This window comes from Burkholderia dolosa, from assembly GCF_902499135.1.
Lineage (GTDB): Bacteria > Pseudomonadota > Gammaproteobacteria > Burkholderiales > Burkholderiaceae > Burkholderia > Burkholderia dolosa.
The window spans coordinates 55,883-82,484 of sequence record NZ_CABVPR010000014.1 but is presented as its reverse complement, the minus strand read 5'-3'; the positions used below and the strand labels follow the sequence as shown (position 1 = coordinate 82,484).

24 protein-coding genes are annotated in these 26,602 nt (G+C 67.6%); 14 read left to right on the top strand and 10 right to left on the bottom strand.

The features are described 5' to 3' along the window. The first annotated feature begins 76 nt into the window (after positions 1–76). The 5 genes from BUB20358_RS09195 to BUB20358_RS09175 all read left to right on the top strand — a co-directional run bounded on the left by BUB20358_RS09195 (position 77) and on the right by BUB20358_RS09175 (position 5,260). The gene (locus BUB20358_RS09195) at positions 77–919 is read left to right on the top strand and encodes an AAA family ATPase (RefSeq protein ID WP_006763763.1); all 843 of its coding nucleotides are present in this window, start codon (positions 77–79) and stop codon (positions 917–919) included. 24 nt (positions 920–943) lie between these two features. Next, complete coding sequence (locus tag BUB20358_RS09190; RefSeq protein WP_006763762.1) at positions 944–2,119, top strand: vWA domain-containing protein; 1,176 nt, start codon at positions 944–946, stop codon at positions 2,117–2,119. A 59-nt stretch (positions 2,120–2,178) separates the two neighbouring features. Then, positions 2,179–3,411, top strand: coding sequence for a benzoate/H(+) symporter BenE family transporter (locus BUB20358_RS09185; protein WP_006763761.1), 1,233 nt, complete (start codon positions 2,179–2,181; stop codon positions 3,409–3,411). Between the two features lie 175 nt (positions 3,412–3,586). Next, positions 3,587–4,540 (top strand): transaldolase, encoded by a 954-nt coding sequence (gene tal / locus BUB20358_RS09180; protein ID WP_006763760.1) that lies wholly within the window; start codon positions 3,587–3,589, stop codon positions 4,538–4,540. A gap of 267 nt (positions 4,541–4,807) precedes the next feature. Beyond that, positions 4,808–5,260 carry a VOC family protein gene (locus tag BUB20358_RS09175; protein ID WP_035971968.1) on the top strand — a complete coding sequence of 151 codons (453 nt, stop codon included), beginning with the start codon at positions 4,808–4,810 and terminating at the stop codon, positions 5,258–5,260. A gap of 86 nt (positions 5,261–5,346) precedes the next feature. On the opposite strand, the gene mctP is transcribed toward BUB20358_RS09175, so the two are convergent. The 3 genes from mctP to BUB20358_RS09160 form a co-directional block, all read right to left on the bottom strand. Next, positions 5,347–6,897 (bottom strand): monocarboxylate uptake permease MctP, encoded by a 1,551-nt coding sequence (gene mctP, locus BUB20358_RS09170; protein ID WP_035971966.1) that lies wholly within the window; start codon positions 6,895–6,897, stop codon positions 5,347–5,349. Beyond that, positions 6,894–7,136 (bottom strand): DUF3311 domain-containing protein, encoded by a 243-nt coding sequence (locus BUB20358_RS09165; RefSeq protein ID WP_035971964.1) that lies wholly within the window; start codon positions 7,134–7,136, stop codon positions 6,894–6,896. The genes mctP and BUB20358_RS09165 overlap by 4 nt, the downstream gene beginning before the upstream one ends. Positions 7,137–7,334: 198 nt before the next feature. Then, entirely contained in the window at positions 7,335–8,252 is a 918-nt protein-coding gene (locus BUB20358_RS09160; protein WP_035971962.1) for a class I SAM-dependent methyltransferase, read from the bottom strand. Positions 8,253–8,381: 129 nt separating this feature from the next. Between BUB20358_RS09160 and BUB20358_RS09155 the strand changes: the two genes are divergently transcribed. Next, positions 8,382–8,636: a hypothetical protein gene (locus tag BUB20358_RS09155; protein WP_006763756.1), complete on the top strand. Its 255-nt coding sequence runs from the start codon at positions 8,382–8,384 to the stop codon at positions 8,634–8,636. Positions 8,637–8,676: 40 nt separating this feature from the next. On the opposite strand, the gene BUB20358_RS09150 is transcribed toward BUB20358_RS09155, so the two are convergent. From BUB20358_RS09150 to BUB20358_RS09135, 4 genes are all read right to left on the bottom strand, one after another. Then, positions 8,677–9,153 carry a DNA-deoxyinosine glycosylase gene (locus BUB20358_RS09150; protein ID WP_035971960.1) on the bottom strand — a complete coding sequence of 159 codons (477 nt, stop codon included), beginning with the start codon at positions 9,151–9,153 and terminating at the stop codon, positions 8,677–8,679. Further along, on the bottom strand, positions 9,153–9,749 hold the full coding sequence (locus BUB20358_RS09145; protein WP_006763754.1) for a chorismate--pyruvate lyase family protein: 597 nt from the start codon (positions 9,747–9,749) through the stop codon (positions 9,153–9,155). The genes BUB20358_RS09150 and BUB20358_RS09145 overlap by 1 nt, the downstream gene beginning before the upstream one ends. An 8-nt stretch (positions 9,750–9,757) precedes the next feature. Beyond that, positions 9,758–11,656, bottom strand: coding sequence for a molecular chaperone HtpG (htpG, locus tag BUB20358_RS09140; protein WP_006763753.1), 1,899 nt, complete (start codon positions 11,654–11,656; stop codon positions 9,758–9,760). A 312-nt stretch (positions 11,657–11,968) separates the two neighbouring features. Further along, a complete protein-coding gene (locus tag BUB20358_RS09135) occupies positions 11,969–13,435 on the bottom strand; it encodes an aminotransferase-like domain-containing protein (protein WP_006763752.1) in 1,467 nt (488 codons plus the stop codon). Positions 13,436–13,641: 206 nt separating this feature from the next. On the opposite strand from BUB20358_RS09135, the gene BUB20358_RS09130 reads away from it, so the two are divergent. The 7 genes from BUB20358_RS09130 (at position 13,642) to BUB20358_RS09100 (ending at position 21,984) form a co-directional block, all read left to right on the top strand. Then, a complete protein-coding gene (locus BUB20358_RS09130; protein WP_035973314.1) occupies positions 13,642–14,331 on the top strand; it encodes a VOC family protein in 690 nt (229 codons plus the stop codon). Between the two features lie 43 nt (positions 14,332–14,374). Next, positions 14,375–15,283: a DMT family transporter gene (locus BUB20358_RS09125; protein WP_006763750.1), complete on the top strand. Its 909-nt coding sequence runs from the start codon at positions 14,375–14,377 to the stop codon at positions 15,281–15,283. A gap of 165 nt (positions 15,284–15,448) precedes the next feature. Continuing rightward, positions 15,449–16,630 carry an aminotransferase-like domain-containing protein gene (locus tag BUB20358_RS09120; protein WP_006763749.1) on the top strand — a complete coding sequence of 394 codons (1,182 nt, stop codon included), beginning with the start codon at positions 15,449–15,451 and terminating at the stop codon, positions 16,628–16,630. Positions 16,631–16,672: 42 nt separating this feature from the next. Beyond that, complete coding sequence (locus tag BUB20358_RS09115) at positions 16,673–17,131, top strand: RidA family protein (RefSeq protein ID WP_006763748.1); 459 nt, start codon at positions 16,673–16,675, stop codon at positions 17,129–17,131. Between the two features lie 13 nt (positions 17,132–17,144). After that, on the top strand, positions 17,145–18,026 hold the full coding sequence (locus BUB20358_RS09110; RefSeq protein ID WP_006763747.1) for a PhzF family phenazine biosynthesis protein: 882 nt from the start codon (positions 17,145–17,147) through the stop codon (positions 18,024–18,026). 216 nt (positions 18,027–18,242) lie between these two features. Next, positions 18,243–20,582 carry a bifunctional diguanylate cyclase/phosphodiesterase gene (locus BUB20358_RS09105; RefSeq protein ID WP_045552424.1) on the top strand — a complete coding sequence of 780 codons (2,340 nt, stop codon included), beginning with the start codon at positions 18,243–18,245 and terminating at the stop codon, positions 20,580–20,582. Between the two features lie 199 nt (positions 20,583–20,781). Then, on the top strand, positions 20,782–21,984 hold the full coding sequence (locus BUB20358_RS09100) for a chromate transporter (protein ID WP_006763745.1): 1,203 nt from the start codon (positions 20,782–20,784) through the stop codon (positions 21,982–21,984). 34 nt (positions 21,985–22,018) lie between these two features. Here BUB20358_RS09100 and BUB20358_RS09095 read toward each other — a convergent pair whose 3' ends face one another. Beyond that, complete coding sequence (locus BUB20358_RS09095) at positions 22,019–22,465, bottom strand: multidrug/biocide efflux PACE transporter (RefSeq protein ID WP_006763744.1); 447 nt, start codon at positions 22,463–22,465, stop codon at positions 22,019–22,021. Between the two features lie 114 nt (positions 22,466–22,579). Here BUB20358_RS09095 and BUB20358_RS09090 point away from each other — a divergent pair, with 114 nt between their 5' ends. Next, positions 22,580–23,464: a LysR family transcriptional regulator gene (locus BUB20358_RS09090; protein WP_006763743.1), complete on the top strand. Its 885-nt coding sequence runs from the start codon at positions 22,580–22,582 to the stop codon at positions 23,462–23,464. A 59-nt stretch (positions 23,465–23,523) separates the two neighbouring features. Here the strand turns inward: BUB20358_RS09090 and BUB20358_RS09085 are convergent, their stop codons facing one another. Together BUB20358_RS09085 and parC are read right to left on the bottom strand one after the other, a co-directional pair. Then, positions 23,524–23,982 (bottom strand): CopD family protein, encoded by a 459-nt coding sequence (locus tag BUB20358_RS09085; RefSeq protein ID WP_006763742.1) that lies wholly within the window; start codon positions 23,980–23,982, stop codon positions 23,524–23,526. Positions 23,983–24,233: 251 nt separating this feature from the next. Continuing rightward, positions 24,234–26,555: a DNA topoisomerase IV subunit A gene (gene parC, locus BUB20358_RS09080; protein WP_006763741.1), complete on the bottom strand. Its 2,322-nt coding sequence runs from the start codon at positions 26,553–26,555 to the stop codon at positions 24,234–24,236. Positions 26,556–26,602: the final 47 nt, after the last annotated feature.

The following is a 26,602-nucleotide window of genomic DNA, read 5'->3' as shown; positions in this document are numbered from 1 at the left end:
ATACGCGGGCGCGGCCGGACCGGACAGCCCTTCTGACTTATACTGGGTTTTTTTGCGATTAAAGAAGAGCGCCGCCATGCGTTTCGAAGGATCCTCGCACTACGTCGCGACCGACGATCTGAAGCTCGCCGTCAATGCCGCGCTGACGCTGCAGCGCCCGCTGCTGATCAAGGGCGAGCCCGGCACCGGCAAGACGATGCTCGCCGAGGAAGTGGCGGCCGCGCTCGACATGCCGCTGCTGCAGTGGCACATCAAGTCGACGACGAAGGCGCAGCAGGGTCTGTACGAGTACGACGCGGTGTCGCGGCTGCGCGATTCGCAGCTCGGCGACGAGCGCGTGAAGGACATCTCGAACTACATCGTCAAGGGCGTGCTGTGGCAGGCGTTCGAAGCCGAGCGTCCGAGCGTGCTGCTGATCGACGAGATCGACAAGGCCGACATCGAATTCCCGAACGACCTGCTGCGCGAGCTCGACCGGATGGAATTCCACGTATACGAGACGCGCGAGACCGTGCGCGCGAAGCACCGGCCGCTCGTGATCATCACGTCGAACAACGAGAAGGAGCTGCCCGACGCGTTCCTGCGCCGCTGCTTCTTCCACTACATCCAGTTTCCCGACGCGTCGACGATGCAGAAGATCGTCGCGGTCCACTTCCCGAACATCCGCGAGGAGCTGCTGCATGCGGCGCTGCAGAGCTTCTTCGAGCTGCGCGGCGTGTCGGGGCTGAAGAAGAGGCCGTCGACGTCCGAGCTGCTCGACTGGCTGAAGCTGCTGCTCGCCGAGAACATTCCGGCCGACGCGCTGCGCAGCGCCGATGCGAAGCAGATCGTGCCGCCGCTCGCCGGCGCGCTGCTGAAGAACGAGCAGGATCTGAGCCTGCTCGAGCGGCTCGTCTACATGAACCGGCACAACCGGTAAGCGTCCACCCGCGAAGGCCCGGCCATGCTGCTCAATTTCTTCTACGCGCTGCGCGCAGCCAAGCTGCCCGTCTCGGTGAAGGAATACCTGACGCTGCTCGAATCGCTGAAGGCCGGGCTGATCTCGCCGTCGATCGACGCGTTCTACTTCCTCGCGCGCATGACGCTCGTCAAGGACGAGCAGTACTTCGACAAGTTCGACCAGGCGTTCGGCGCGTACTTCCACGGCGTGTCGGCGCTGCCGTCCGACGCGTTCGACATTCCGCTCGACTGGCTCGAGAAGCGTCTCGAGCGCGAGCTGTCGCCGGACGAGAAGGCGCAGATCGAAGCGATGGGCGGGCTCGACAAGCTGATGGCGCGCCTGAAGGAACTGCTCGACGAGCAGAAGGAGCGCCACGAAGGCGGCAACAAGTGGATCGGCACCGGCGGCACGTCGCCGTTCGGGCACGGCGGCTACAACCCCGAAGGGATCCGCATCGGCGGCCCGTCGAACGGCAACCGCACCGCGGCGAAGGTGTGGGAAGCGCGCGCGTACCGCGACTACGACGATTCGGTCGAGATCGGCACGCGCAACATCAAGGTCGCGCTGCGGCGCCTGCGCCGCTTCGCGCGCGAAGGCGCGGCGGAGGAACTCGACCTGCCCGGCACGATCCGCAGCACGGCCGCGAACGCGGGCTGGCTCGACCTGCGGATGGTGCCCGAGCGCCACAACAACGTGAAGGTGCTGATGCTGCTCGACGTCGGCGGCTCGATGGACGATCACATCAAGCGCACCGAAGAGCTGTTCTCGGCCGCGAAGGCCGAATTCAAGCATCTGGAATTCTTCTACTTCCACAACTGCGTGTACGACCACCTGTGGAAGAACAATCGCCGCCGTCACTCGGAGCGCACCGCGACGTGGGACGTGCTGCACAAGTTCACGCCGGACTACAAGCTGATCTTCGTCGGCGACGCGACGATGAGCCCGTACGAAGTGCTGCAGCCCGGCGGCTCGGCCGAATACAACAACCCGGAAGCCGGCGCCGTCTGGCTGCGCCGGCTCGCCGACCAGTTCCCGCACCATGCATGGCTGAACCCGGAGCCCGAACGACTATGGGAATACCGGCAGTCGGTCGCGATCATTCGCGATCTGCTCGGCCACCGCATGTATCCGCTCACGCTCGCGGGCCTCGAAACCGCGACGCGTGCGCTCAGCAAGTAACGATCCGACCGTAGACCACAGACGCAGGCCGCCGCCGCGCGGCCTCTCCCGGAGACAGCATGAATCCTTCGCCCACCGCGAGTGCGCACCGCGTCGGCGGCCGCGTTTTCGCCCGCGTTTTCACCCGTTTTTTCGCCGATACGTCGGTGTCGGCGCTCGTCGCCGGCTTCGTCGCGATGATGACCGGCTACACGAGTTCGCTCGTGCTGATGTTCCAGGCCGGCCGCGCGGCTCACCTGACCGATGCGCAGATCTCGTCGTGGATCTGGGCGCTGTCGATCGGCATGGCGGTCACGACGATCGGCCTGTCGCTGCGCTTTCGCGCGCCGGTGGTCGTCGCATGGTCGACGCCCGGCGCCGCGCTGCTGATCGCGTCGCTGCCCGGCGTTCCGTATCCGGACGCGATCGGCGCGTTCGTCGTGTGCGCGCTGCTGCTGAGCGCGGTCGGGGTGAGCGGGCTGTTCGACACGCTGATGAAGCGGATCCCGGCCGGCATCGCCGCCGCGCTGCTCGCCGGCATCCTGTTCGAGATCGGCATCGAGATCTTTCGCGCCGCGCAGTTTCAGACCGCGCTCGTGCTCGCGATGTTCTTCACATATCTGATCGTCAAGCGGCTCGCGCCGCGCTACGCGATCGTGACGACGCTCGTCGTCGGCACGGCGGTGGCCGGCGCGCTCGGACTGCTCGACTTCAGCCGGTTCCATATCGAGTTCGCGAAACCGGTGTTCACGATGCCCGCGTTTTCGATCGCGTCGATCGTCAGCATCGGGATCCCGCTGTTCGTCGTCGCGATGGCGTCGCAGAACGTGCCGGGCATCGCGGTGCTGCGCGCGGACGGCTATCAGACGCCATCGTCGCCGCTGATCGCGACGACCGGCATCGCGTCGCTGCTGCTCGCACCGTTCGGTTCGCACGGCGTGAACCTCGCGGCGATCACGGCCGCGATCTGCACGGGCCCCGAAGCGCACGAAGACCGCGCGAAACGCTACACGGCCGCCGTGTGGTGCGGCACGTTCTACCTGATCGCGGGCATCTTCGGCGCGACGATCGCCGCGCTGTTCGCGGCGCTGCCGAAGGCGCTCGTCGTGTCGGTCGCCGCGCTCGCGCTGTTCGGCTCGATCATGAGCGGGCTCGCGAACGCGATGCAGGACGTGAAGCAGCGCGAAGCCGCGCTCGTCACGTTCATGGTCACCGCGTCGGGCCTCACGCTGCTGTCGATCGGCTCGGCGTTCTGGGGGCTCGTTGCCGGAATCGTCACGCAGACGATCCTGAACGCGCGCCGCAACGCATGACGCCACGGCGCATGCCGCGCGAGCGCGCACCGCGTTCGGCCCGGCAAAACGTGCGCGACGCGAATCGGGCCTAAAATAGCGGATCGGAGACGGCGCGCCGCGCCGCCTCGCTTCGCCGCCGCGCTCGCGCGGCCCGTGAGAACCCCGGCGCGTTGCGCCCTCCTCCCGAATCGCCATGACTACCGCACTCGACCAGCTGAAGCAGTACACGACCGTCGTCGCCGACACGGGCGATTTCCAGCAGCTTGCGCAGTTCAAGCCGCAGGATGCGACCACGAACCCGTCGCTGATCCTGAAGGCCGTCCAGAAGGACGCGTACAAGCCGATCCTCGAGAAAACCGTCCGCGATCACCACAACGAAAGCACCGACTTCATCATTGACCGCCTGCTCGTCGCATTCGGTACCGAGATCCTGAAGCTGATTCCGGGCCGCGTGTCGACCGAGGTCGACGCGCGCCTGTCGTTCGACGCGAAGCGCTCGATCGACAAGGCACACGAGCTGATCAAGCTGTACGAAGCGGCCGGCATCGCGCGCGAGCGTATCCTGATCAAGCTCGCGTCGACGTGGGAAGGCATCCGCGCGGCCGAAGTGCTGCAGAAGGAAGGGATCAAGTGCAACATGACCCTCCTTTTCTCGCTCGTACAGGCCGCCGCGTGCGCGGAAGCCGGTGCGCAACTGATCTCGCCGTTCGTCGGTCGCATCTACGACTGGTACAAGAAGCAGGCCGGCGCCGACTGGGACGAAGCGAAGAACGGCGGCGCGAACGATCCCGGCGTGCAGTCGGTGCGCCGCATCTACACGTACTACAAGACGTTCGGCTACAAGACCGAGGTGATGGGCGCGAGCTTCCGCACGACGAGCCAGATCGTCGAACTCGCGGGCTGCGACCTGCTGACGATCAGTCCCGACTTGCTGCAGAAGCTGCAGGACAGCAACGACACGGTGTCGCGCAAGCTGTCGCCGGACACGCTGCAGGACAAGCCGTCCGCGCGCGTCGCGATCGACGAGGCGTCGTTCCGCTTCCAGCTGAACGACGAAGCGATGGCGACGGAAAAACTGTCCGAAGGCATCCGCGTGTTCGCCGCCGATGCGGTGAAGCTCGAGAAGCTGATCGAAGCGCTGCGCTGAAATCGCGCCGCGCATCGGCGGCTGCCGGTCGTCGTCGGCTGTCATCGGCCCAGTCGACCACGCTGGCAACAGCCGTCAGCAGCCGCGCATCGACGGCCGCGAACGTTGCGTTCGCGGCCGTTTTATTTTCCGTTCCATCGCGATGCGCGCGCACTACAATCCACGTCACGGGTGCGCCGGCCGCTTCCCGGCACGCTCCTCCCGGTCAACCCCGCACGACGCCGAGCCGGCGCGCACGCGCCGGCGCCGGACCCAAGGAGACACACGATGCAAGTCCAACCGTACCTGACCTTCTACGGCAGGGCCGACGAAGCCCTTCAGTTCTACGAGAAGGCGCTCGGCGCAAAGACGATGTTCAAGATGTATTTCCGCGACGCGCCGCCGAATCCGGAGCAGCCGATGCCGCCGGAGATGAACGACAAGGTGATGCACGCGAACTTCACGATCGGCGATTCGACGATCATGTGCTCGGACGGCGACTGCCGCACGCAGGGCGGCACGCATACCGGCTATTCGCTGTCGCTGAACCCGGCCACGGTCGAAGAAGGCAAGAAGCTGTTCGATGCGCTCGCGGACGGCGGCGAAGTGACGATGCCGTTCCAGAAGACGTTCTGGGCGCTCGGCTTCGGGATGGCGAAGGATCGTTTCGGCGTGCACTGGATGGTCAACGTCGAGGATCTGTCGCAGCGCGACGCGCTCGCCGAGCGCGCGCAGCGCTGACGCAAGCGAAAACGCCCGCCGCTTCGCAGCGGCGGGCGGCGCCGTCCCACACGCGTGCGGCGCGGCGCGCAGCCGCGCCGCACGCTTCAGCTTTCGACCACGTCCAGATAATCCTCCGGACGCGTGCGGTCTTCCGCATGCGTCATGCCGATCGCGCGCACCGCCACGCTGACGACCACCGACACGACGAGGTTCACGACCAGCGACCACACCGCTGCATAGCCGGGAATCGCAAGCCCGAACAGGTGGATCGTGAAGATCGAGCTGGCGAGCTTCAGCGAGATCGCCATCCACGTGCCGCATACGATGCCGGCCGCCCAGCCGACGAGCAGCCCGCGATGATCGAGCACGCGCGTATACAGGCCGAGCACGATCGCCGGCAGCGTCTGGATGATCCAGATTCCGCCGAGCAGCTGCAGCTGGATCGCATACGTGAGCGGCAGCCCGAGGATGAACGCGACCGCGCCGACCTTCACGATCAGCGACACGAGCTTCGCGACGTGCGTCTCCTGATCGTGCGTCATGTTGCGGTTCACGAATTCGCGGTGGATGTTGCGCGTATAGAGGTTCGCGGCGGCGATCGACATGATCGCGGCCGGCACCAGCGCCCCGATGCCGATCGCCGCGAACGCGACGCCGACGAACCACGACGGGAAGTAGTTCAGGAACAGCGCGGGCACCGCGAAGTTCGGACCGAACGCCTTGAAGTACGGCGCGTACTGCGGCATGTCCTTCACGCCGGACGCGAGCGCCATGTAGCCGAGCAGCGCGAGCAGGCCGAGCACGAACGAATACGCGGGCAGCATCGCCATGTTGCGCCGGATCGTGTTGCCCGACGACGACGACAGGATCGCGGTGACCGAATGCGGATACAGGAACAGCGCGAGCGCGGAGCCGATCGCGAGCGTCGCGTACGCGCTGTAGCCGTTCAGGCTCGCCGCATCGGGTGCCTTCAGCAGCAGCTTCGCCGGCGGCACGCTCGCGAAGATGTGCCCGAAGCCGCCGAGCTTCGCCGGGATCACGATGATCGCCGCGGCGATCGTCACGTAGATCAGGATGTCCTTCACGATCGCGATCATCGCCGGCGCGCGCAGCCCCGACGTGTACGTGTACGCGGCGAGGATCGCGAACGCGATGATCAGCGGCAGGTCGCCGACGAAGCCGGTCGTATCGAAGCCGAGCGCGCCGATCACCACTTCGATGCCGACCAGCTGCAGCGCGATGTACGGCATCGTCGCGACGATGCCCGTCACCGCGATCGCGAGCGCGAGCATCCGGCTGCCGTAGCGTGCGTTGACGAAATCGGCGGCGGTCACGTAGCCGTGCCGCTTCGCGATGCTCCACAGCTTCGGGAACACCACGAACGCGAACGGATAGATCAGGATCGTGTACGGCAGCGCGAAGAAGCCCATCGCGCCGGCGCCGAACACGAGCGCGGGCACCGCGACGAACGTGTATGCGGTATAGAGGTCGCCGCCGAGCAGGAACCACGTGACGATCGTGCCGAAGCGGCGGCCGCCGAGCCCCCATTCGTCGAGATGCGCGAGATCGCCGCGACGCCAGTTCGCCGCGAGAAAACCGAGGATCGTGACGCCGATGAACAGCAGGACGAAGACGAACGTTGCGCCGAGATTCATCGTGCACCTCCTTGCGACGCGCCCGACTTCCATGCGTCCTTGGTCTTGTAGTACACGAACGCGGTGATCACCGCGCTAATGAACACCCAGAGCAGCTGATACCAATAGAAGAACGGAAAACCCAGCCACTGCGGTTCGATCTTGCTGTACGACGGCACCCAGACCATCGCGATCAGCGGCAGCACCAGCAGCCAGAGCCAGCGCTTCGCGGCTCGATTGGCGTCGGCATCGTGAGCCATGACGTCTCCTCATCTTTCCCGGTTATCGATCTTGTTGAACGGGTACGGCAGCGAGAGGAGCGGCGAAACGGGTAAGCGGCGGCTCCCCAGGCTTCGCGCCAGTATAGGAGCCGCGGGCACGCGGTCAAGCAGGGGCGAACCCGAGTGATCCGCCCCTCGTCGCGCGGTTGCACCGGCATGCAGCCGATGCATGCGGCGTCAGATCGCGAACGATGCGCCGCGCGCGCCGGTCGTTTCTTTCAAAGCTTTCACCCACTTGCGCGCGGGCAGCTTCAGCGTGTCTTCGATCAGCTTCGCGCGCGCGTCGAGCTGCGCGAACGGCACGTCGAGCTGCGGGCCCGAGAACGCGATCGCGATCCGGTTGCCGTCGTGCACTTCCGGCAGCGCGACCACGCGGTGGTCGAACGCCGCGTTCAGGTGCTTCATGTTGCGCACGAAGCTCGGATGGTCGCCGAACAGGTTGATCGTCGCGATGCCCGCGTCGGCGAGGCAGCCGCGCACCGCGCGATAGAACGCGACGCTGTCGAGCACCGGGCCGCGCGCGGTCGCATCGTACAGATCGATCTGGATCGCGCCGGTCGTGCCGCGGTTCGCCGGATCGTTGACGAAATCCCATGCGTCCGCTTCGTGCACCGCGAGGCGCGCATCGTCCGGCGGCAGCGCGAACATCGTGCGCGCGGCGACGATCACCGCCGGATTCAGCTCGACCGCTTCGACCTTCGCGCGCGGCAGGAAGCGGTGCGCGAACTTCGTCAGCGCACCGGTGCCGAGCCCGAGCTGGACGATCCGCGCCGGCGTTTCGAGGAACAGCAGCCACGCCATCATCTGCTGCGCGTATTCGAGTTCGATGTGCAGCGGCTTCGAGATCCGCATCGCGCCCTGCACCCACTCGGTGCCGAAGTGCAGGTAGCGCACGCCGCGCTCCTCCGAAAACGTGACGGGCGCGAAACGCGGCTTGCGCGGCGCATCGAGCACCGGCACGTCGTCGCGCTCGTCGAGATCGCGGCGGCGCATCACGCGCGGCGGCTGCAGCTTGTCGGAGCCGTTGTACGCGGACGGCTTGCTGCGCTTGAATGCGCGCGCCTCGGCGGACGCGCGCTTGATCAGTCGGGTCATGATTGAATCTCGCTGGGGTGACGCTGAATGAGCGGACGAGAGGATAGCATTGGTGCGGAGCGTCGCCGGACACGCGAGGAGCGCGGAGTCGTCCGGCACCGCAGGTCATGGACGAAAGGAGGTAACCCGATGAACCCGAACGACAGAAAGATCTGGTTTCCGGCGAAGCGCTACGGATGGGGATGGGGACTGCCCGTCGCGTGGCAAGGCTGGCTCGCGCTGCTGCTGTTCGCGATCGGCATCGCCGCGAGCACGTGGCTCGCGCCGCCGCAGCGCTCGCCGTTTGCATACGGCGCCTGCCTCGTCGTGCTGGTCGCGCTGCTGATGGCGGTGTGCTGGATCAAGGGGGAGAAGCCGAGATGGAGATGGGGCGACGACGATTGACCACCCGCGGCCGTGCCGCCGTGCAGCCGCTCGAGCGGCGTCAGTCGAGAATCGCCCGCCATTGCGCGAGCTTCTGCTCGAACGACAGCATCGCGTTCGCCGGGCTCGACGACGGCAGCACGAGCGTGTCGTATCCGGCCCGACCGATCACGTCGGCGAACCGCCCGGCGGTCTTCCCGTTGAAGCACACTTTCTTCAGCAGCGGCGCATGCTCGCGCAGCGACGTGAAGTCGTTCGGCTTCGCATTGCGGATCGCCGAGTCGAGGCTCCCCTGGCGATGGCACGCGTCGAGCACGTCCCAGATGCCGATGCCGTGCGACAGCACGCGTTCGAGCCGCGCGTCGTACGCGAGCTCGTGCAGCCGCGGCTCGCCGAGCACCGCGCCGAGCAGCCGCCAGAACTGATTGCGCGGATGCGCGTAGTACTGCGCGGCGTCGAGCGACGCCTCGCCCGGAAAGCTGCCGAGAATCATCGTATGCGTGTCCGGCGCGACGACCGGCGGGAAGCCCTGCAGCATCACGCGCCTCCGCGCGGGCCGGCCGAGCGCGGCGCGTCGCCGTGCGCATCGAGATGCCGCCACAGCGCCGGCAGCATGCACTCGGTCACCATCAACGGTTTGCCGTGACGCTGGAACACCGAGCGGCGCGCGGCGAACGAATGCGGCGCGCGCGCGCCCTGCAGCGCATGCGTCGCGAGTACATACAGCGGATGCCCGGCGATCACGCGCCGGCTCACGAGCGCCGAGCGCTCGACCTGCGGATCGCTGTACAGCAGCTCCGCGAGCGGGCGCGTGCGCAGCCGCCGCATCGCCTGCCACACGCCCTTGCTCGCCGCGAGCGGCGCGATGCTGTGCGCGGCGACGTACGGCGTGCCGTCGACCGCCAGGATCACCTCGCGCACCCACATCGGCGCACGCGGTGCGCTCGCGATCGCCGCATGCTCGTCGAACCACGGACAATCGACGGCCTCCCGCGTCACGCGCACGCTCACGCGGCCGAGCCGCGCGAGATGCGCGGTCAGCGAGCCGCCGCGTGTGAGCCAGTCGCGCTGGTCGGGCGTGCAGCCCGGCCGCGGCGTGTCGCGCCAGCCCGAGCGGGCGCCGTCGAATCGCATCCGCGCACTCACGCGGCGCGCGACAGCAGCAGCGCGTTGGTCCGCTTCACGAAGCTCGCCGGATCGTCGAGCATCCCGCCTTCGGCGAGCAGCGCCTGATCGAACAGCAGATGGCACCAGTCGCCGAAATCGGCGCGGTCGGCGTTCAGCTGCTTCACGAGCGCATGCTCGGGGTTGATCTCGAGGATCGGCTGGAACGACGGCGCCTTCTGGCCGGCCGCCTTCAGCATCCGCTGCAGGTAGCCGCTCATGTCGTTGTCGTCCGCGACGAGGCACGACGGCGAGTCGGTGAGCCGGAACGTGACGCGCACGTCCTTCACCTTGTCGCCGAGCGCTTCCTTCATCTTGTCGACGACCGGCTTGATCGCCTCGCCCGCCTGTTCCTGCGCCTTCTTCTCGTCGTCGTTCAGCGCGCCGAGATCGAGGTCGCCGCGCGCGACGCTCGCGAGCGGCTTGCCGTCGAATTCGTGCAGGAACGACAGCATCCACTCGTCGACGCGATCGGTCAGCAGCAGCACCTCGACACCCTTCTTGCGGAACACCTCCAGATGCGGGCTGTTCTTCGCGGCCTGCCACGTGTCGGCCGTCACGTAGTAGATCTTGGTCTGCTCGGGCTTCATCCGCGCGACGTAATCGGCGAGCGACACGTCCTGCGCATCGGTATCGCCGTGCGTCGACGCGAAGCGCAGCAGCTTCGCGATGCGCTCGCGGTTCGCGTGATCCTCGCCGACGCCTTCCTTCAGCACCTGGCCGAACGCGCGCCAGAACGTCTTGTACTTCTCCTTGCCTGCATCGTCCTCGGCATTCGCGAGCTCTTCGAGCATCGACAGCGCGCGCTTGGTCACGCCTTCGCGGATCGCCTTCACGTCGCGGCTTTCCTGCAGGATCTCGCGCGACACGTTCAGCGGCAGGTCGGCCGAATCGACCACGCCCTTCACGAAGCGCAGATATTGCGGCAGCAGCTGCTCGGCGTCGTCCATGATGAACACGCGCTTCACGTACAGCTTCAGGCCGCCGCGATAGTCGCGGTTCCACAGGTCGAACGGCGCGTGGGTCGGCACGTACAGCAGCTGCGTGTACTCGCTGCGGCCTTCGACGCGGTTGTGCGTCCACGCGAGCGGATCCTGATGATCGTGCGCGATGTGCTGATAGAACTGCTTGTACTGCTCGTCGGTGATGTCGCTCTTCGAACGCGTCCACAGCGCGCTCGCCTGGTTGACGGTTTCGTCGTCGTCCTTGACGACCATCTCGCCCTTGTCCTTATCCCACTCTTCCTGCTTCATCAGGATCGGCAGCGCGATGTGGTCGGAGTACTTCTGGATGATCGACTTCAGCCGGTACGACGACAGCAGCTCGTCCTCGCCTTCGCGCAGATGCAGCGTGATCGTCGTGCCGCGCTGCGCGCGCTCGATCGCGTCGACCGTGAAGTCGCCCTCGCCGGCGCTTTCCCAGCGCACGCCTTCGCTCGCCGGCAGGCCGGCGCGGCGCGTCTCGACGGTGATCTTGTCCGCGACGATGAAGCCGGAGTAGAAGCCCACGCCGAACTGGCCGATCAGCGCGGCATCCTTCTGCTGGTCGCCGGAGAGCTTCGAGAAGAATTCCTTGGTGCCCGAGCGCGCGATCGTGCCGAGGTTCGCGATCGCCTCGTCGCGGCTCATTCCGATGCCGTTGTCGTCGATCGTGATCGTGCGGGCGGCCTTGTCGTAGCCGATGCGGATGCGCAGGTTCGGATCGTTTTCGTACAGTGCGTTGTTCGCGAGCGCCTCGAAACGCAGCTTGTCGGCGGCGTCGGACGCGTTCGACACCAGTTCGCGCAGGAAGATTTCCTTGTTGCTGTAGAGCGAATGAATCATCAGGTGGAGGAGCTGCTTGACCTCTGCCTGAAAGCTCATCGTTTCGTGTGCCATGGATACTGTTTCCTCTTACTTGAACTTGAATGGTGTGGCGCAGGCGCCCGGCGCGCGATGCCGGCAAGCCCGTCAAGGACAACCGCGTGGCGCAGGCGGTTTGCGCCGGGAGTTGGGGGCGACGGCCGGTATTTCAAGGGCCGTCACGCGGCTTTTCGAGCCGGGTCGGCTAGCGGATTCCGGCCGGCCGACGGCGGCATACGAGATGCGGGGCGCGGGAAGCAATAACGGAATTGCCCGCAGCCACGGCCGCCACGACGGTGCCCGCGCCCCGTTTCGATCCCATGTCCGTCCGGCGACTTCGCGCCGACTTCACCCCGCCGCCCCGCGCCGCGACACCGCCGCCAGATACTCGCCGAGAAACGGCGCAAGCGCCGGATCGCCGCAGTTCGCGACGTTGAAGCGCGTCCATGTCGACGGCGACTGCTGCGGCGAGAACAGGCTGCCCGGCGTCAGCAGAAAGCCCTGCTCGTGCGCGGCAGCCGCCAGCGCATCGGAATCGACGCCCGTGTCGGCCCACAGGAACATCCCGGCGGCCGGCATCGTGAACAGCTTCAGTCCGGTGCGCTCGAGCATCCGCGCGGTCTTGTCGCGCACGCCGTCGAGCCGCGCGCGCAGCCGCTCGACGTGCCGCCGGTAGTGCCCTTCGGTCAGGATCTTGTACAGCACGCGCTCGTTCAGCTCCGGCGTCGTCATCCCGACCAGCATCTTCTGGTCGGTGATCGCCTTCGCGATCTCCGGCGCGCACGCGACGTAGCCGACCCGCAGGTTCGCCGCGAGCGTCTTCGAGTAGCTGCCGAGGTAGATCACCCGCTTCAGCTGGTCGAGGCTCGCGAGACGCGTGGCCGGATAGCTCGGTGGGCACAGATCGCCGTACACGTCGTCCTCGACGACGAGGAAGTCGTACGCTTCCGCGAGCTTCAGGATCCGGAACGCCTGCGCGGCCGACAGCGACGTACCGGTCGGGTTCTGCAGCACCGAGTTGATCACGAGCATCTTCGGCCGCCACATCTGCACGAGCGTCTCGAGCGCGTCGAGATCGGGGCCGTCCGGCGTATACGGCATCCCGACGAGCTGCGCGCCCTGCGACGCGAAGCGCCCGAACATCTGGAACCACGCGGGATCGCCGACGATCACCGCGTCGCCCGGCCGCACGTAGATCCGCGAAATCAGGTCGATCGCCTGCGTGATGCCGGACACCGTCACGAGCTGATCGGGCGTCGCGCCGATCTCGACTTCCGCGAGCCGCGTCTGCAGCTGCTGGCGCAGCGGCAGGAAGCCCTGCGCGGTGCCGAAGCCGAGCATCTGCGCGCCGGACTGGCGCCCGAGCGCGCGCAGCGCGCCGGTGATCAGCTCGCCGTCGAGCCAGCGTCCCGGCAGATAGCCGAGTCCCGGCCCCTTTTCCGGGCTGACGGTGTGCAGCATGTTGCGCAGCAGCCAGACGACGTCGATCGTGTTGTGCACGGGCGCGGCCTCGGACGCGCGCGCCGTGCCGTCGGCCGGCTGCGGGCCCGCGGCCGTGCGCTCGCGCACGTAGAAGCCCGAGCCGCGGCGCGAATCGAGGTAGCCCTGCGCGACGAGGCGCTCGTACGCCTCGACGACGGTGAAGCGCGACACGCTCTTGTCGAGCGCGAGCTTGCGGATCGACGGCATTCGCATGCCGGGCCGGAACACGCGTTCGTCGATGCGGCGGCGCGCCCACTGGACGAGCTGGTCGACGAGCGTCATCGTGGCCGTATCGTGCGGCGCGGGAATCTGGGCGAGAGGGACGGTGGACATGGGCAGCGGCTCCAACTGTACCGAAGGCTATCGCGGCGATTGTACCGTTACTGTGCCGGTCGCGACGATTACAGTTGATCGAAATGGCGATCGTGCGTCGCCCGGACGCGCACGCCGCACGTGGCTTCGCGCGCGCCGGCGTGTCCGGCGGCCGCTGCGCGCGTCGCCCGTCTACCATGACACTTTTGCTTTCCCGATCCACGTTCATGCCTGCCCGTTCCCTGACCCTCGACCATCTCGTGATCGCCGCGCGCACGCTCGACGAAGGCGTGCGCCATGTCGCCGACGCACTCGGCATCGAACCGGCCGGCGGCGGCCGTCATCCGCTGATGCGCACCCATAACGCGCTGTTCGGTGCGTGGGGCGGCCTCTATCTCGAAGTGATCGCGATCGACCCGGACGCGCCCGCCGCCGATCACACCGCGCCGCCGCGCGCGCGGCTGTTCGCGCTCGACGACCCGGCGATGCACGCACGGCTCGCCGACGGTCCGTTTCTCGCGCACTGGGTCGCGCGCGTCGAGCGTCCGCGCCAGCTCGCGCTGTGGCACAAGCAGTATCCGGCGCGCATCGCGCCGGTCGTCGCGATGCAGCGCGGCGATCTGACCTGGCGCCTCACGGTGCCGGACGACGGCGCGTTCCCCGCGTGGCAAGGCGCCGGCGACGGCGTCGTGCCGTCGCTGATCCAGTGGGATACCGCGCGTCACCCGGCCGACGCGCTGCCGCACGGCGGCATCGCGCTGAAGGCGCTGAGGGCGACTCATCCGCGCGCGGATCTGATCCGCGAGCAGCTCGACTGGCTCGGCGCCGATCACCTGCTCGAAGTGGATCCGCACGACGGCCCGCCCGCGCTCGTCGCCGAATTCGAAACGCCGGCCGGCATCCGCACGCTGCGCTGACCGCTCAATCCCGCTCAACCCCACGATACAGACCTGCCCCGACATGAATTCGCGCGAAACCCGCGGCATGCTGCTCGGCCTGATCGGCGTGATGATCTTCAGCCTCACGCTGCCGATGACGCGGATCGTCGTCGCCGAACTCCATCCGCTGCTCAACGGCCTCGGCCGTGCGCTCGCGGCCGCGGTGCCGGCCGGCGTGCTGCTGTGGCGGCGGCGCGAGCCGCTGCCGACGCGCGCGCAGCTGAAAAGCCTCGCGATCGTGTCGGCCGGCGTGATCGTCGCGTATCCGGTGTTCTCCGCGTGGGCGATGAAGACGGTGCCCGCGTCGCACGGCGCGGTCGTCAACGGCCTGCAGCCGCTGTTCGTCGCGCTGTATGCCGCGTGGCTGTCGCACGAGCGGCCGTCGAAGGCGTTCTGGGCGAGCGCGGTCGCCGGCAGCGCGCTCGTGATCGCGTTCGCGCTGCGCGACGGCGGCGGCACGGTGCAGGCCGGCGACGCGCTGATGCTCGTCGCGGTCGGCATCGGCGCGCTCGGCTACGCGGAAGGCGCGCGCCTCGCGCGTCAGATCGGCGGCTGGCAGGTGATCTGCTGGGCGCTCGTCGTGTCGGCGCCGTTTCTCGTCGTGCCGGTCGGCTGGCTCGCTTGGGCGCAGCACGTCGCGCATCCGGGCCCGCTCGCGCTGCGCACGTGGCTCGCGTTCGGCTACGTGACCCTCTTTTCGCAGTTCATCGGCTTCTTCGCGTGGTATGCGGGGCTCGCGATCGGCGGCACCGCGCGCGTCGGTCAGGTGCAGCTGCTGCAGATCTTCTTCACGATCGCGTTTTCCGCGCTGCTGTTCGGCGAAACGGTGGCGCCGTCCACGTGGCTGTTCGCGGCCGCGGTGATCGCGACCGTGATGCTCGGACGCCGCGCGACGGTGACCACGGCCGCGCGCCCGGCTCGCGCCGGCTGATGAGGTGCGCCATAATGTCCGCTTTGCCTGAACGGTTTGCCAGACTGGCCGTGCCGACCCGGCCGCGAAGGCTCGAGCGCATTCGCGCGTGCCCACCCGGCCGCGCCGAAGCGATCCGCCCGACCGACCTTTCTTGACTGACCACGATATCCGAACGAGGAGACTATGAATCCGAGCGACCTGCATCCGCCGCACTGGCAGCTTTCCGAACGCGCCCGCAAGCTGACGAGCTCGGCGATCCGCGAGATCCTGAAGGTCACGGAACGTCCGGAGGTCATCTCGTTCGCCGGCGGCCTGCCCGCGCCCGCGACGTTCCCGGCCGAGCGCATGCGCGCCGCGGCCGACCGCGTGCTGCGCGATGCGCCGGCCGCCGCGCTGCAGTACAGCGCGACCGAAGGCTATCTGCCGCTGCGCGAGTGGATCGCCGAGCGCTACCGCGTGCGCGTGTCGCAGGTGCTCGTGACGACGGGCTCGCAGCAGGCGCTCGATCTGCTCGGCAAGGCGCTCGTCGATCCGGGCAGCCCGATCCTCGTCGAAACGCCGACCTACCTCGGCGCGCTGCAGTCGTTCTCGCTGTACGAGCCGCACTACGTGCAGGTGCCGACCGACGAGCAGGGTCTGCTGCCCGAAGGCCTCACGCCGCAGCTCACGCAAGGCGCGCGGCTGCTGTATGCGCAGCCGAACTTCCAGAATCCGACCGGCCGCCGCCTGCCGGTCGAGCGCCGCCGCGCGCTCGCCGCATTCGCGCAGTCGAGCCCGTTCCCGGTGCTGGAGGACGATCCTTACGGCGCGCTGAACTATCAGGGCGAACCGCTGCCGACGATGCTGTCGATGGCGCCCGACCACGTCGTGCACCTCGGCACGTTCTCGAAGGTGCTCGCGCCGGGCCTGCGGCTCGGCTACGTCATTGCGCCCGAGGAACTCCACTTCAAGCTCGTGCAGGCGAAGCAGGCGACCGATCTGCACACGCCGACGCTCACGCAGCGCATCGCGTACGAAGTGATCAAGGACGGTTTCCTCGACGAGCACATCCCGACGATCCGCCGGCTGTACGGCGCGCAATGCGAAGCGATGCTCGGCGCGCTCGCGCGTCACATGCCGGAAGGCGTCACGTGGAACCGCCCGGAAGGCGGAATGTTCATCTGGGTGAAGCTGCCCGCGCAGATCGACAGCATGAAACTGCTCGAAGCGGCGGTCGCGAATCACGTCGCCTTCGTGCCCGGTGCGCCGTTCTTCGCGAACGATGCGCAGCAGAACACGCTGCGGCTGTCGTTCGTGACGGTGCCGCCCGAAAAGATCGAGGAAGGCGTCGCGCGTCTCGGCAAGCTGCTGCGCGAGCGTCTCTGATCCCCCTTTTCCTGTCACGACTCTCTACGAGGAATCGAACGCATGGCTAACGTCTACGACAAACTGAAGTCGCTCGGCATCGAGCTCCCGACCGCCGGCGCACCGGCCGCCGCCTACGTGATGAGCGCGCAGAGCGGCAACACGGTCTACCTGTCGGGCCACATCGCGAAGAAGGACGGCAAGGTGTGGGCCGGCAAGCTCGGCGCCGATCTGAAGACCGAAGACGGCAAGGCGGCCGCGCGCGCGATCGCGATCGACCTGCTCGCGACGCTGCACGCGCACACCGGCGATCTGAACAAGGTCACGCGCATCGTCAAGCTGATGAGCCTCGTGAATTCGACACCGGACTTCACCGAGCAGCACATCGTGACGAACGGCGCGTCGGAACTGATCGCCGAAGTGTTCGGCGACGCAGGCAAGCATGCGCGTTCGGCGTTCGGCGTCGCGCAGATTCCGCTCGGCGCGTGCGTCGAGATCGAACTGATCGCCGAAGTCGCGTAACGGGCGCATCGCGATGGCCGACCGCCGCGTCCGTTTCAAACAGGTCGACGTGTTCACGTCGGTGCCGTTCAAGGGCAACCCGCTCGCCGTGGTGTTCGACGCCGACTCGCTCGGCGACGACGACATGCTCGCGATCGCACGCTGGACGAATCTGTCGGAAACGACGTTCGTCTGCACGCCGACCGATCCGGAAGCCGACTACCGCGTGCGGATCTTCACGCCGGGCGGCGAGCTGCCGTTCGCCGGCCATCCGACGCTCGGCACCGCGCATGCGTTCGTCGAAAGCGGCGCGCGGCCGCGCACGCCCGGCCGGCTGATCCAGCAATGCGGAGTCGGCCGCGTCGTGCTGCGCGAGCAGCCCGACGGCTGGGCATTCGCCGCGCCGCCGGCCCGCTTCACGCCGCTCGACCGTGCGGACTATCCGGCGCTGGCCGCCGCGTTGCGCTGCGACGCGATCGATCCGGATGCCGAACCGTGCGCGGTCGACAACGGCGCACCGTGGCTCGTCGTGCGGCTCACGTCGGCCGATGCGTGCATCGGCCTCGCGCCCGATCCGGCCGCGCTCGAAGCGATCACGCATCGCTACGGCACGCACGGCGTCGCCGCGTATGCGCCGCACCCGGACGGCGGCCCCGCAACGTTCGAAATCCGCTGCCTGATGACCGGCGGCGGCTTCGGCATCGGCGAAGATCCCGTCACCGGCAGCGCGAACGCGGCGCTCGCCGGGCTGCTCGTCCGTCAGCAGCGTCGCCCCGGCCCGTCGTACACGGTGCGCCAGGGCACGGCGATCGGCCGCGACGGACGCGTCTTCGTCCGCTACGACGACGACGGCACGACCTGGATCGGCGGTCGCGCGGTCACGGTCGTCGACGGCACGTTCGTCGCGCCCGCCTGACGTTCTGCGATGCGGGGGGCACCGGTTCCCGGTGCCCCCCGCGGTTTACGCAGCTATCGCAAAAACGTTCCAGCCAGTAATATCGGGCCTAATCCGTCGCTTCGGAGGTCTGTCCATGGTTGCGCATCCGCGAACGAGCAGACGCCGGTGCTACCCCAACCATTGCCGGCCGTCCCGATGGGGATGGCGCACGCGAGTACGACGCCGCCCCTTCCGATGAGCCCCTCCCGGTCATCCCACACGCCACCGAACCGGCCGCTGCGCGCGCCGCGCAAGTCGCGCCGGCGCGCGCTGTTTGCGATCCCGTTGCTCGGGATGCTTGCGCTGGCGCTGCTGTGGGCCGTGATCATCGCGCGGCTGTCGGTCGAGAAGGACAGCGCGTACAAGGAAGCGGCGGCCTCCGCGGCGATCCTGTCGTCGGCGCTCGAGCAGCACACGGTCAAGGCGATCCACCAGGTCGACCAGATCACGCGCTTCGTCAAGTTCGAGTTCGAGAAGTCGCCCGCGCACTTCAATCTGGCGAGCACCGTCGAGAAAGGCGTCGTGCCGAGCGACACGCTGATCCAGGTGTCGCTCGTCAACGCGCAGGGCATCCTGTTCGCGAACACCGCCGAGCTCCATCCGCAGCCGATCAACCTGTCCGACCGCGAGCACTTCAAGGTGCACCTCGCGAACAACGACGATCGTCTCTACATCAGCAAGCCGGTGCTCGGCCGCGTGTCGAGCCACTGGACGCTGCAGATGACGCGGCGCCTGAACAACCCGGACGGCAGCTTCGCGGGCATCGTCGTCGTGTCGGAAGATCCGAGCTACTTCACGAACGACTTCTACAACAACGCGGCGATCGGCAAGGAAGGCGTGATCTCCGTCGTATCCGACACGGGCGCGGTGCTCGCGCGCCGCACCGGCTCGGTCAGCAACGCGCCGGGCGCATTCTCCGCGTCGGGCGTCTATCCGATCGCCGAACGCGTGACCGGCACGATCGTCGACCCGATCGACGGCGTCACGCGGATCGTGTCGTACCGCCATCTGGACGGCTACCCGCTCGCGGTGATGGTCGGGCTGTCGCAGGCCGAGGAATTCGCGGACTACTACCACACGCGCAACGTCTATCTGCTGATGACGAGCTTCATCACGCTCGCGATGCTCGCGTTCTTCGGCGTCGCGACCGGCCTGATCGGCAAGCTGCTCGGCCGCGAGCGCGAGATGACGCAGCTCGCCGAATACGACCTGCTCACCGGCCTCGCGAACCGCTACGCGACGCTGCGCGGGCTGCGCAACGACGTGTCGATGCCGTCGAGCCTGTCGCGGCTCGGGCTGCTGTTCATCGACCTGGACAACTTCAAGACCGTCAACGACACGCTCGGCCACAACGCTGGCGACATCGTGCTGCAGATGACCGCCGCGCGCCTGTCCGACGCGGTCGGCGACGAAGGGTCGCTGTCGCGCATCGGCGGCGACGAGTTCGTCGTCGTGATGAAGGGCGACGACGTCGAGCGGCGCGCGGTGCGCCTCGCGGAGGCGATCATCCGGATGTTCGCGGAGCCGTTCGACGTGCGCGGCAGTTCGTTCGTGCTGCATGCGAGCATCGGCATCGCGCTGCACACCGTCGCGAACGAAAGCGAGATCGACCTGCTGAAGAAGGCCGATCTCGCGATGTACAGCGCGAAGGACGCCGGCAAGAACTGCTACCAGTTCTATGCGCCACACCTGTCGCACCGCGCGGACCATTTGATGCGCTGGGAACAGCAATTGCGCGTCGCGCTCGCCGACGGCCAGCTGTTCCTCGCGTACCAGCCGAAGATCGACCTCACGCACCGCACGATCACCGGCTTCGAGGCGCTCGCGCGATGGGATCATCCGGAACACGGAATCATCTCCGCGAACGAATTCATTTCGATTGCCCAATCGACGGGCCTGATCGTGCCGATCGGCGATTTCGTGATCCGCACCGCGTGCGAGCAGATCGCGCGCTGGCGCGACGAGGGCCACGACACGCTGACGCTCGCCGTCAACATCTCGCCGGTGCAGTTCTGGCGCGGCGACCTGATCGAGACGATCTCGCACACGCTGCGGGAAACCGGCATCGACGCGAACCGGCTCGAACTCGAGATCACCGAGACCGCGATGATGGAATACCCGGAGCTCGTGTCCGAGAAGATCGTCGCGCTGAAGAAGCTCGGCATCCGGATCGCGCTCGACGATTTCGGCACCGGCTATTCGTCGCTGTCGTACCTGCACCGCTTCTCCGTCGACACGCTGAAGGTCGACCGCTCGTTCGTGCAGGCGATTCCGCACGATCGCAGCGTGTGCGTGATGGTGTCGTCGATCGTCCACCTCGCGCGCTCGCTCGGCCTCACCGTCGTCGTCGAAGGCACCGAGACGGACGAGCAGGTCGCGTGGCTGTCCGCGCTCGGCGAGATCGAGGCGCAGGGCTTCCTGTTCTCGCGCCCGGTGCCGGCCGACGCGATTCCCGCGCTGATCGCGCGCTACGGCGTGCGCGGCGACCGCCCGAAGGTGATCGTGCATCGCGCAAGAGGCAGCTCGGGCGCCTGAGCGCAGCGGCGCCCGGCCCGCTCGCCATTGTTTCCGTTTTCGATCCGGTCGGTCGATTCATTTACTCTCGCGTTTACTGGCGTTTTCGCGCATGGCAGTGTCACGACGTGCGGCGGACAATTGGGAGGCCCATCGTGACGGCGGGCCGCCGCCACGACATCCGTTCGCGCAAGATCGGGCCTGCGCCGACCGCACAATCATGACAACCGTCGAAGTCGAAGCGGCCGAACGTATCGGCCATGCGTCCCTGTGGACCTTGTTCAAGGTCGTCCTCGGTATCTCCGCCGTCTCGTGGGGCGGCCTCGCGATGATGGCGCAGCTCGAGCGCCACTACGTGGACCGGCTGCAGCGCATCGAGCCGCACGCGTTCGCCGATCTGGTCGCGCTCGCATGGCTGGTGCCGGGCCCGGTCGGCTGCAACGTCGCGGTGCAGGTCGGCCACACGCTGCACGGGCGCGCGGGCGCATGGGTGGCCGGCATCGCGAGCGTGCTGCCGTTCTTCGTGCTGATGACGCTGTTCGCGATCTTCTACCGCACGCCGCTCGTGCGCTCGCTCGCGACGCCGATGCTGATCAATCACTTCGGGATGGTGCTCGCCGCGCTGATCGGCGTCACGTGGGTCAAGCAGGTGCGCACGCTCGCGTGCACGCGGCTCGAGCAACTGATCGCCGCGATCTCGACGGTTCTGCTCGCCTTCGCACATAGTCCGGCGGCTTTCGTCGGGATTCTGGTCGCGGCGTTCGCGGCCGGCTGGCTCACCGGGCCGTCACAGCGCGACGCGGTGGATTTCACGCTGTCCGCGCGCGATCGCACGCTGCTCGTGCTGCTCGCCGTGCTCGTCGCGTTGTTCGCGCTGCCGCTGCCCGGCGACTACCAGACGACGCTGCTGTGGCCGCGGCTCGCCGGCGCCGGGATGACGCTGTTCGGCGGCGGCTTCTCCGCGCTGCCGGTGCTGAAAACGCTGTTCGTGTCGCCCGCCACCGGCATCTCCGATCACGACTTCACGCTCGCGTTCGCGCTGTCGCCCGTGTCGCCGGGCCCGCTGCTGAACGTCGTGCCGTTTCTCGGCTATCTGACCGGCGGCTGGCTCGGCGCGCTGCTCGCGACGGCCGCGCTGTTCATTCCGTCGGGCTGCTTCGTCGTGTTCGCGCACAACCATCTGTTTCGACTGAAGCGCCATTCGCGCTTCGAGCACGGAATGCGGCTGCTGCGCGCGGCGACGACCGGCTTTCTCGTCGTCGCGGTCGTGAAGATCCTGCACCGCGAGCCGTCGGGCATCGCGTACTGGGGCACCGGCGCATTCGCGACGCTGTGCTTCGCGCGCTTCAAGGTGCCCGTCTATGTCGTGTACGGCACAGTGGCGGCCGCATGCGGCGCGTGGCTGTGGGCCGCCGCGCACTGACTCGCACTGCCCGCCGACGCCGGCCGCTTCCCGCTCAACCCGCCTGCATCGCGCCGCGGCGCGCGATCCAGCGTGCGCGCAGCGCGTCGTACGCGAGGTTGAAGCAGAACGTGTACGGCAGGAAGAACAGCACGATACCGAGATCCAGCAGCAGCGCTTCGACGAGGCTCACGTTCAGCCACCACGCGGCCACCGGCACGACCAGCGCGACGAGGCCGAGCTCGAACGCGACTGCATGCGCGACGCGCACCGCGAGCGTACGCGACAGTCCCACGCGCCGCTCGAAGCGGTCGAACAGCGTGTTGAACGTCATGTTCCATGCCATCGCGATCAGCGACACCATCACGGTCAGCGCGCCGACGTGCGACACCGGCATGTCGAGCAGCCATGCGCCGAGCGGCGCGCACAGCGCGATGGCGACGAGTTCGAACGTCAGCGCGTGGATCGCGCGCTCCGTCACCGTTTTGTTCGTGTGTTTCATGGTTCCCTCCGATTCGTGTACTGCATTCGTCGGCGGCCATTCTGATCGGTAAAACGGCGCTTATCCAGTTTGTTATCATCGGTTTTTCCGATATATCGTCGCAAGGAGTGCCGTATGCGCCATGCCCCCGAAGCGCTGCTCGCGTTTGCCGAAGCCGCGCTGCTCGGCTCGTTCACGGCCGCTGCGCGCAAGCTCGGCAAGCGCCAGTCGACCGTATCCGAAGCGATCGCGAACCTCGAAATCGATCTCGGCGTGCAGCTGTTCGACCGCTCGACGCGCACGCCGACGCTCACCGACGCCGGCCGCGCGCTATTGCCGCAAGTGCAGCGCGCGCTCGAAGCCGGCGCCGCGATCGACCGCACCGCGGCGCGCCTCGCGCGCGGCGAGGAAGCGCGGCTGACGCTCGTCGTGTCCGACACGTATCAGTCGAAACGTTACGAGGAAACGCTGATGGCGCTCGAGCAGCGCTTTCCGGCGCTCGAGCTCGAATGCCAGATCGCCGAACACGACGACGTGCTCGACCTGATCCAGCAGGGCCGCGCGCAGCTCGGGCTGATGGCCGCGCGCAGCGCGTATCCGGCCGATATCGGCGCGGCGACGGTCGCGGAGGAATCGGAGATCGGCTTGTTCGTCGGCCGCACGCATGCGCTGGCCGAATACGGCGACGCCGAAGTGCCGCACGCGGCGCTGCGCGATGCGCGCGAGTTGCGCCTCATCACGTACGTCAAACCGGAGGATCCTGGCACGGACGACCGCATCGTCGTCGGCACGCAGCGCTGGCTCGCGCCGAGCTATCTGATGCTGCTGGAGATGGCCGTGCTGGGGTTCGGCTGGGCCGAGCTGCCGCGGTGGATGGTCGAACATTTCGCGCACGACAGGCTGTGCGAGCTGCGTGCACGCGGCTGGCCGCGCCGTGTGCGCGTCGATGCGGTGTGGTCGCGCAACCGGCCGCTCGGCCCGGCCGGCTCGTGGCTGCTCGATGCGATGCTTGCCGCATGACGGCAATCGCGCGACCAACGCGGCCGCCTCGCCCTCACCCGCGCGCGGCGCGCAGTCGCTCAGAAGCCGCGCGACAACACGGCCGCGCCGATCGTGACGACGCCGAGCACGAGATTCACGACGACCAGCAGGCGTACCGCATTCACCGCGCGCGCACCGTCCGGCCAGTTCTGCGCCTGCACCGCGCGGCGGATTCGCGGAAACAGCGCAAAGCGGATGTGACCGAAGATCAGCATCATCACGACGCCGAGCCCCGCCATCGCGTGCAGCGGCCACGTCGCGTGCGCGCCGCCGAACGACATGAGCAGGAAGCCGCCGGACAGCAGGATCACGATCACGGCGCCCGACACCCAGTTGAAGAAGCGCCCGAACACGCCTTCGATCAACGGCAGCCGAAGCTGCGGCGACAGATCCGACAGCGCGGGCCGCAGGCAGAAGTTCGCGAAAACCATCCCGCCCACCCACACGGCGACGGCCAGCAGATGAAGAAACAGCGCGACGGCAATAGCGTGAGACATGGCGACAATCCTGTGATCGGTTGAATGCGGCGACATGCCGCGCGGGCGGGCCGGCGGCGACGTGCCGCACGCGGTATCGAGCGACGTTCGACCGGCTCGCCGCCGCGCGGTTCAGGCGCCGCGCGGAATTTCACAATATTTTGCAGGTTCCGGTCCACCTTGCCACGCGCGCATCCGTGAATCCGCGCTCGCATAAAAAAGCCGCATGGCCGCCGAAGCGGTCATGCGGCCTGCGATGCGCAGCGTCAGGCTCAGCCGAACAGCGGGCGCAGTTCGGTGACGGCCTTGAGCTTCGTATCCGGCGCGCGGCCCTTGCGTGCGCGCTTGCCGATGTGCGGCGCGAGCCCCGCGTACGACAGCGTCTCCTCCTGCACCTTGCCGCCGCGGCCGCTGCCGACCAGCACGACGCCCGCCGGCTCGATCGCGAGCGCCTGCACGAGCGTTTCCTTGTCGTCGAGCGCCATCAGCGTGACGCCGCGCCCGCCGCCGGACAGCGTCTTCATCTCGTCCATCCCGAACACGAGCAGCCGTCCGCCGCTCGACAGGCACGCGACCTGCGTCGCGTTCGGCAGCACCGGCATCGGCGCAAGCGGCACCGCGCCTTCGTCGATCGTCATGAACGCCTTGCCGGCCTTCACGCGGCTCACCATGTCGCCGACCTTCGCGATGAAGCCGAAGCCATTGCTCGATGCGAGCAGCAGCGGCTGATCGGCCGCCGCCGCGTAGTAGTGCATCAGGTGCGAGCCCGATTCGAGCTCGATCAGCGACGTGACCGGCACGCCGTCGCCGCGGCCGCCCGGCAGCACCGACACGTCGACCGAGTACACGCGGCCGCTGCTGCCCCACGCGATCAGCCGGTCCGGCGTGCGGCACTGGAACGCCGCGTACAGGCTGTCGCCGGCCTTGAACGAGAACGCCGCCGGATCGAGCCCGTGGCCCTTCAGCGCCCGCACCCAGCCGCGCTGCGACACGACGACCGTCACCGGCTCGTCGACGACCTTCGCCTCGAACGTCGCGCGCTTTTCCTGCTGGATCAGCGTGCGACGATCGTCGCCGTACTGCTTCGCGTCGGCTTCGATCTCCTTGATCATCAGCCGCTTCATCGCACTGTCGTTCGCGAGCAGTTCCTCGAGCTTCGCCTTCTCGTCGCGCAGCGCGTCGAGCTCCTTCTCGATCTTGATCTTCTCGAGCCGCGCGAGCTGACGCAGGCGGATTTCGAGGATGTCCTCCGCCTGCCGATCGGTGAGGCCGAATGTGCTGATCAGCGCCGCCTTCGGCTCGTCCGATTCGCGGATGATCCGGATCACGTCGTCGATGTTCAGGAAGACGATCATCCGCCCTTCGAGGATATGGATGCGATCGTCGACCTTCGCGAGACGATGGCGGCAACGACGCGTCATCGTCAACTGGCGGAACTTCACCCATTCGTCGAGGATCGCGAGCAGCCCCTTCTGGCCCGGGCGGCCGTCCGCGCCGATCATCACGAGGTTCAGCGTCGCGTTCGATTCAAGGCTCGTATACGCGAGCAGCGTATTGACGAATTCCGTCTGGTCGATCGTGCGCGACTTCGGCTCGAACACGAGCCGCACCGCCGCCTCCTTGCCCGACTCGTCGCGCACCGCATCGAGCAGATCGAGCATCGCCTTCTTCGTGTTCAGCTGCTCGGGCGTCAGCGTCTTCTTGCCGAGCTTCAGCTTCGGATTCGTCAGCTCCTCGATTTCCTCGAGCACCTTCTGGCACGACGTGTTCGGCGGCAGCTCGGTGACGACGAGCTGCCACTGGCCGCGCGCGAGATCCTCGATCTTCCAGCGCGCGCGCACCTTCAGGCTGCCGCGGCCGCTCTCGTACGCGGCCGCGATCTCGGCGTCGCTCGAGATGATTTGCCCGCCGCCCGGGAAATCCGGGCCGGGAATCAGGTTCATCAGCTCCGCGTGCGTGAGCTTCGGATTGCGGATCAGCGCGACCGCCGCCGCGGCGACTTCGCGCAGGTTGTGCGACGGAATCTCCGTCGCGAGGCCGACCGCGATGCCGGACGCGCCGTTCAGCAGCACGAACGGCATGCGGCTCGGCAGCGTCTTCGGCTCTTCGAACGAGCCGTCGTAGTTCGGCATGAAGTCGACCGTGCCCTGGTCGATCTCGTCGAGCAGCAGCTTCGAGATCGGCGTCAGCCGCGCTTCGGTGTAGCGCATCGCCGCCGCGCCGTCGCCGTCGCGCGAGCCGAAGTTGCCCTGCCCGTCGATCAGCGGGTAGCGCAGCGAGAAGTCCTGCGCGAGACGCACGAGCGCGTCGTACGCCGACTGATCGCCGTGCGGGTGATATTTGCCGAGCACGTCGCCGACGACGCGCGCCGATTTCACCGGCTTCGCGTCCGGGCCGAGGCCCATTTCGTTCATTGCGTACAGAATCCGGCGCTGCACCGGCTTCTGGCCGTCGCACACGTCGGGCAGCGCGCGGCTCTTCACGACGCTGACCGCGTAGCTGAGATACGCCTGCTCCGCGTAGTTGCCGAGCGTCAGCGCGTCGGCTTCGGGCGCATCGGACCCGGCGAAGAGATCGGGAGTAATGTCGTCCATCTGAATTCCGTATTCGTAAGTGGCGTGAGGCCGGGCCGGGCGTCACG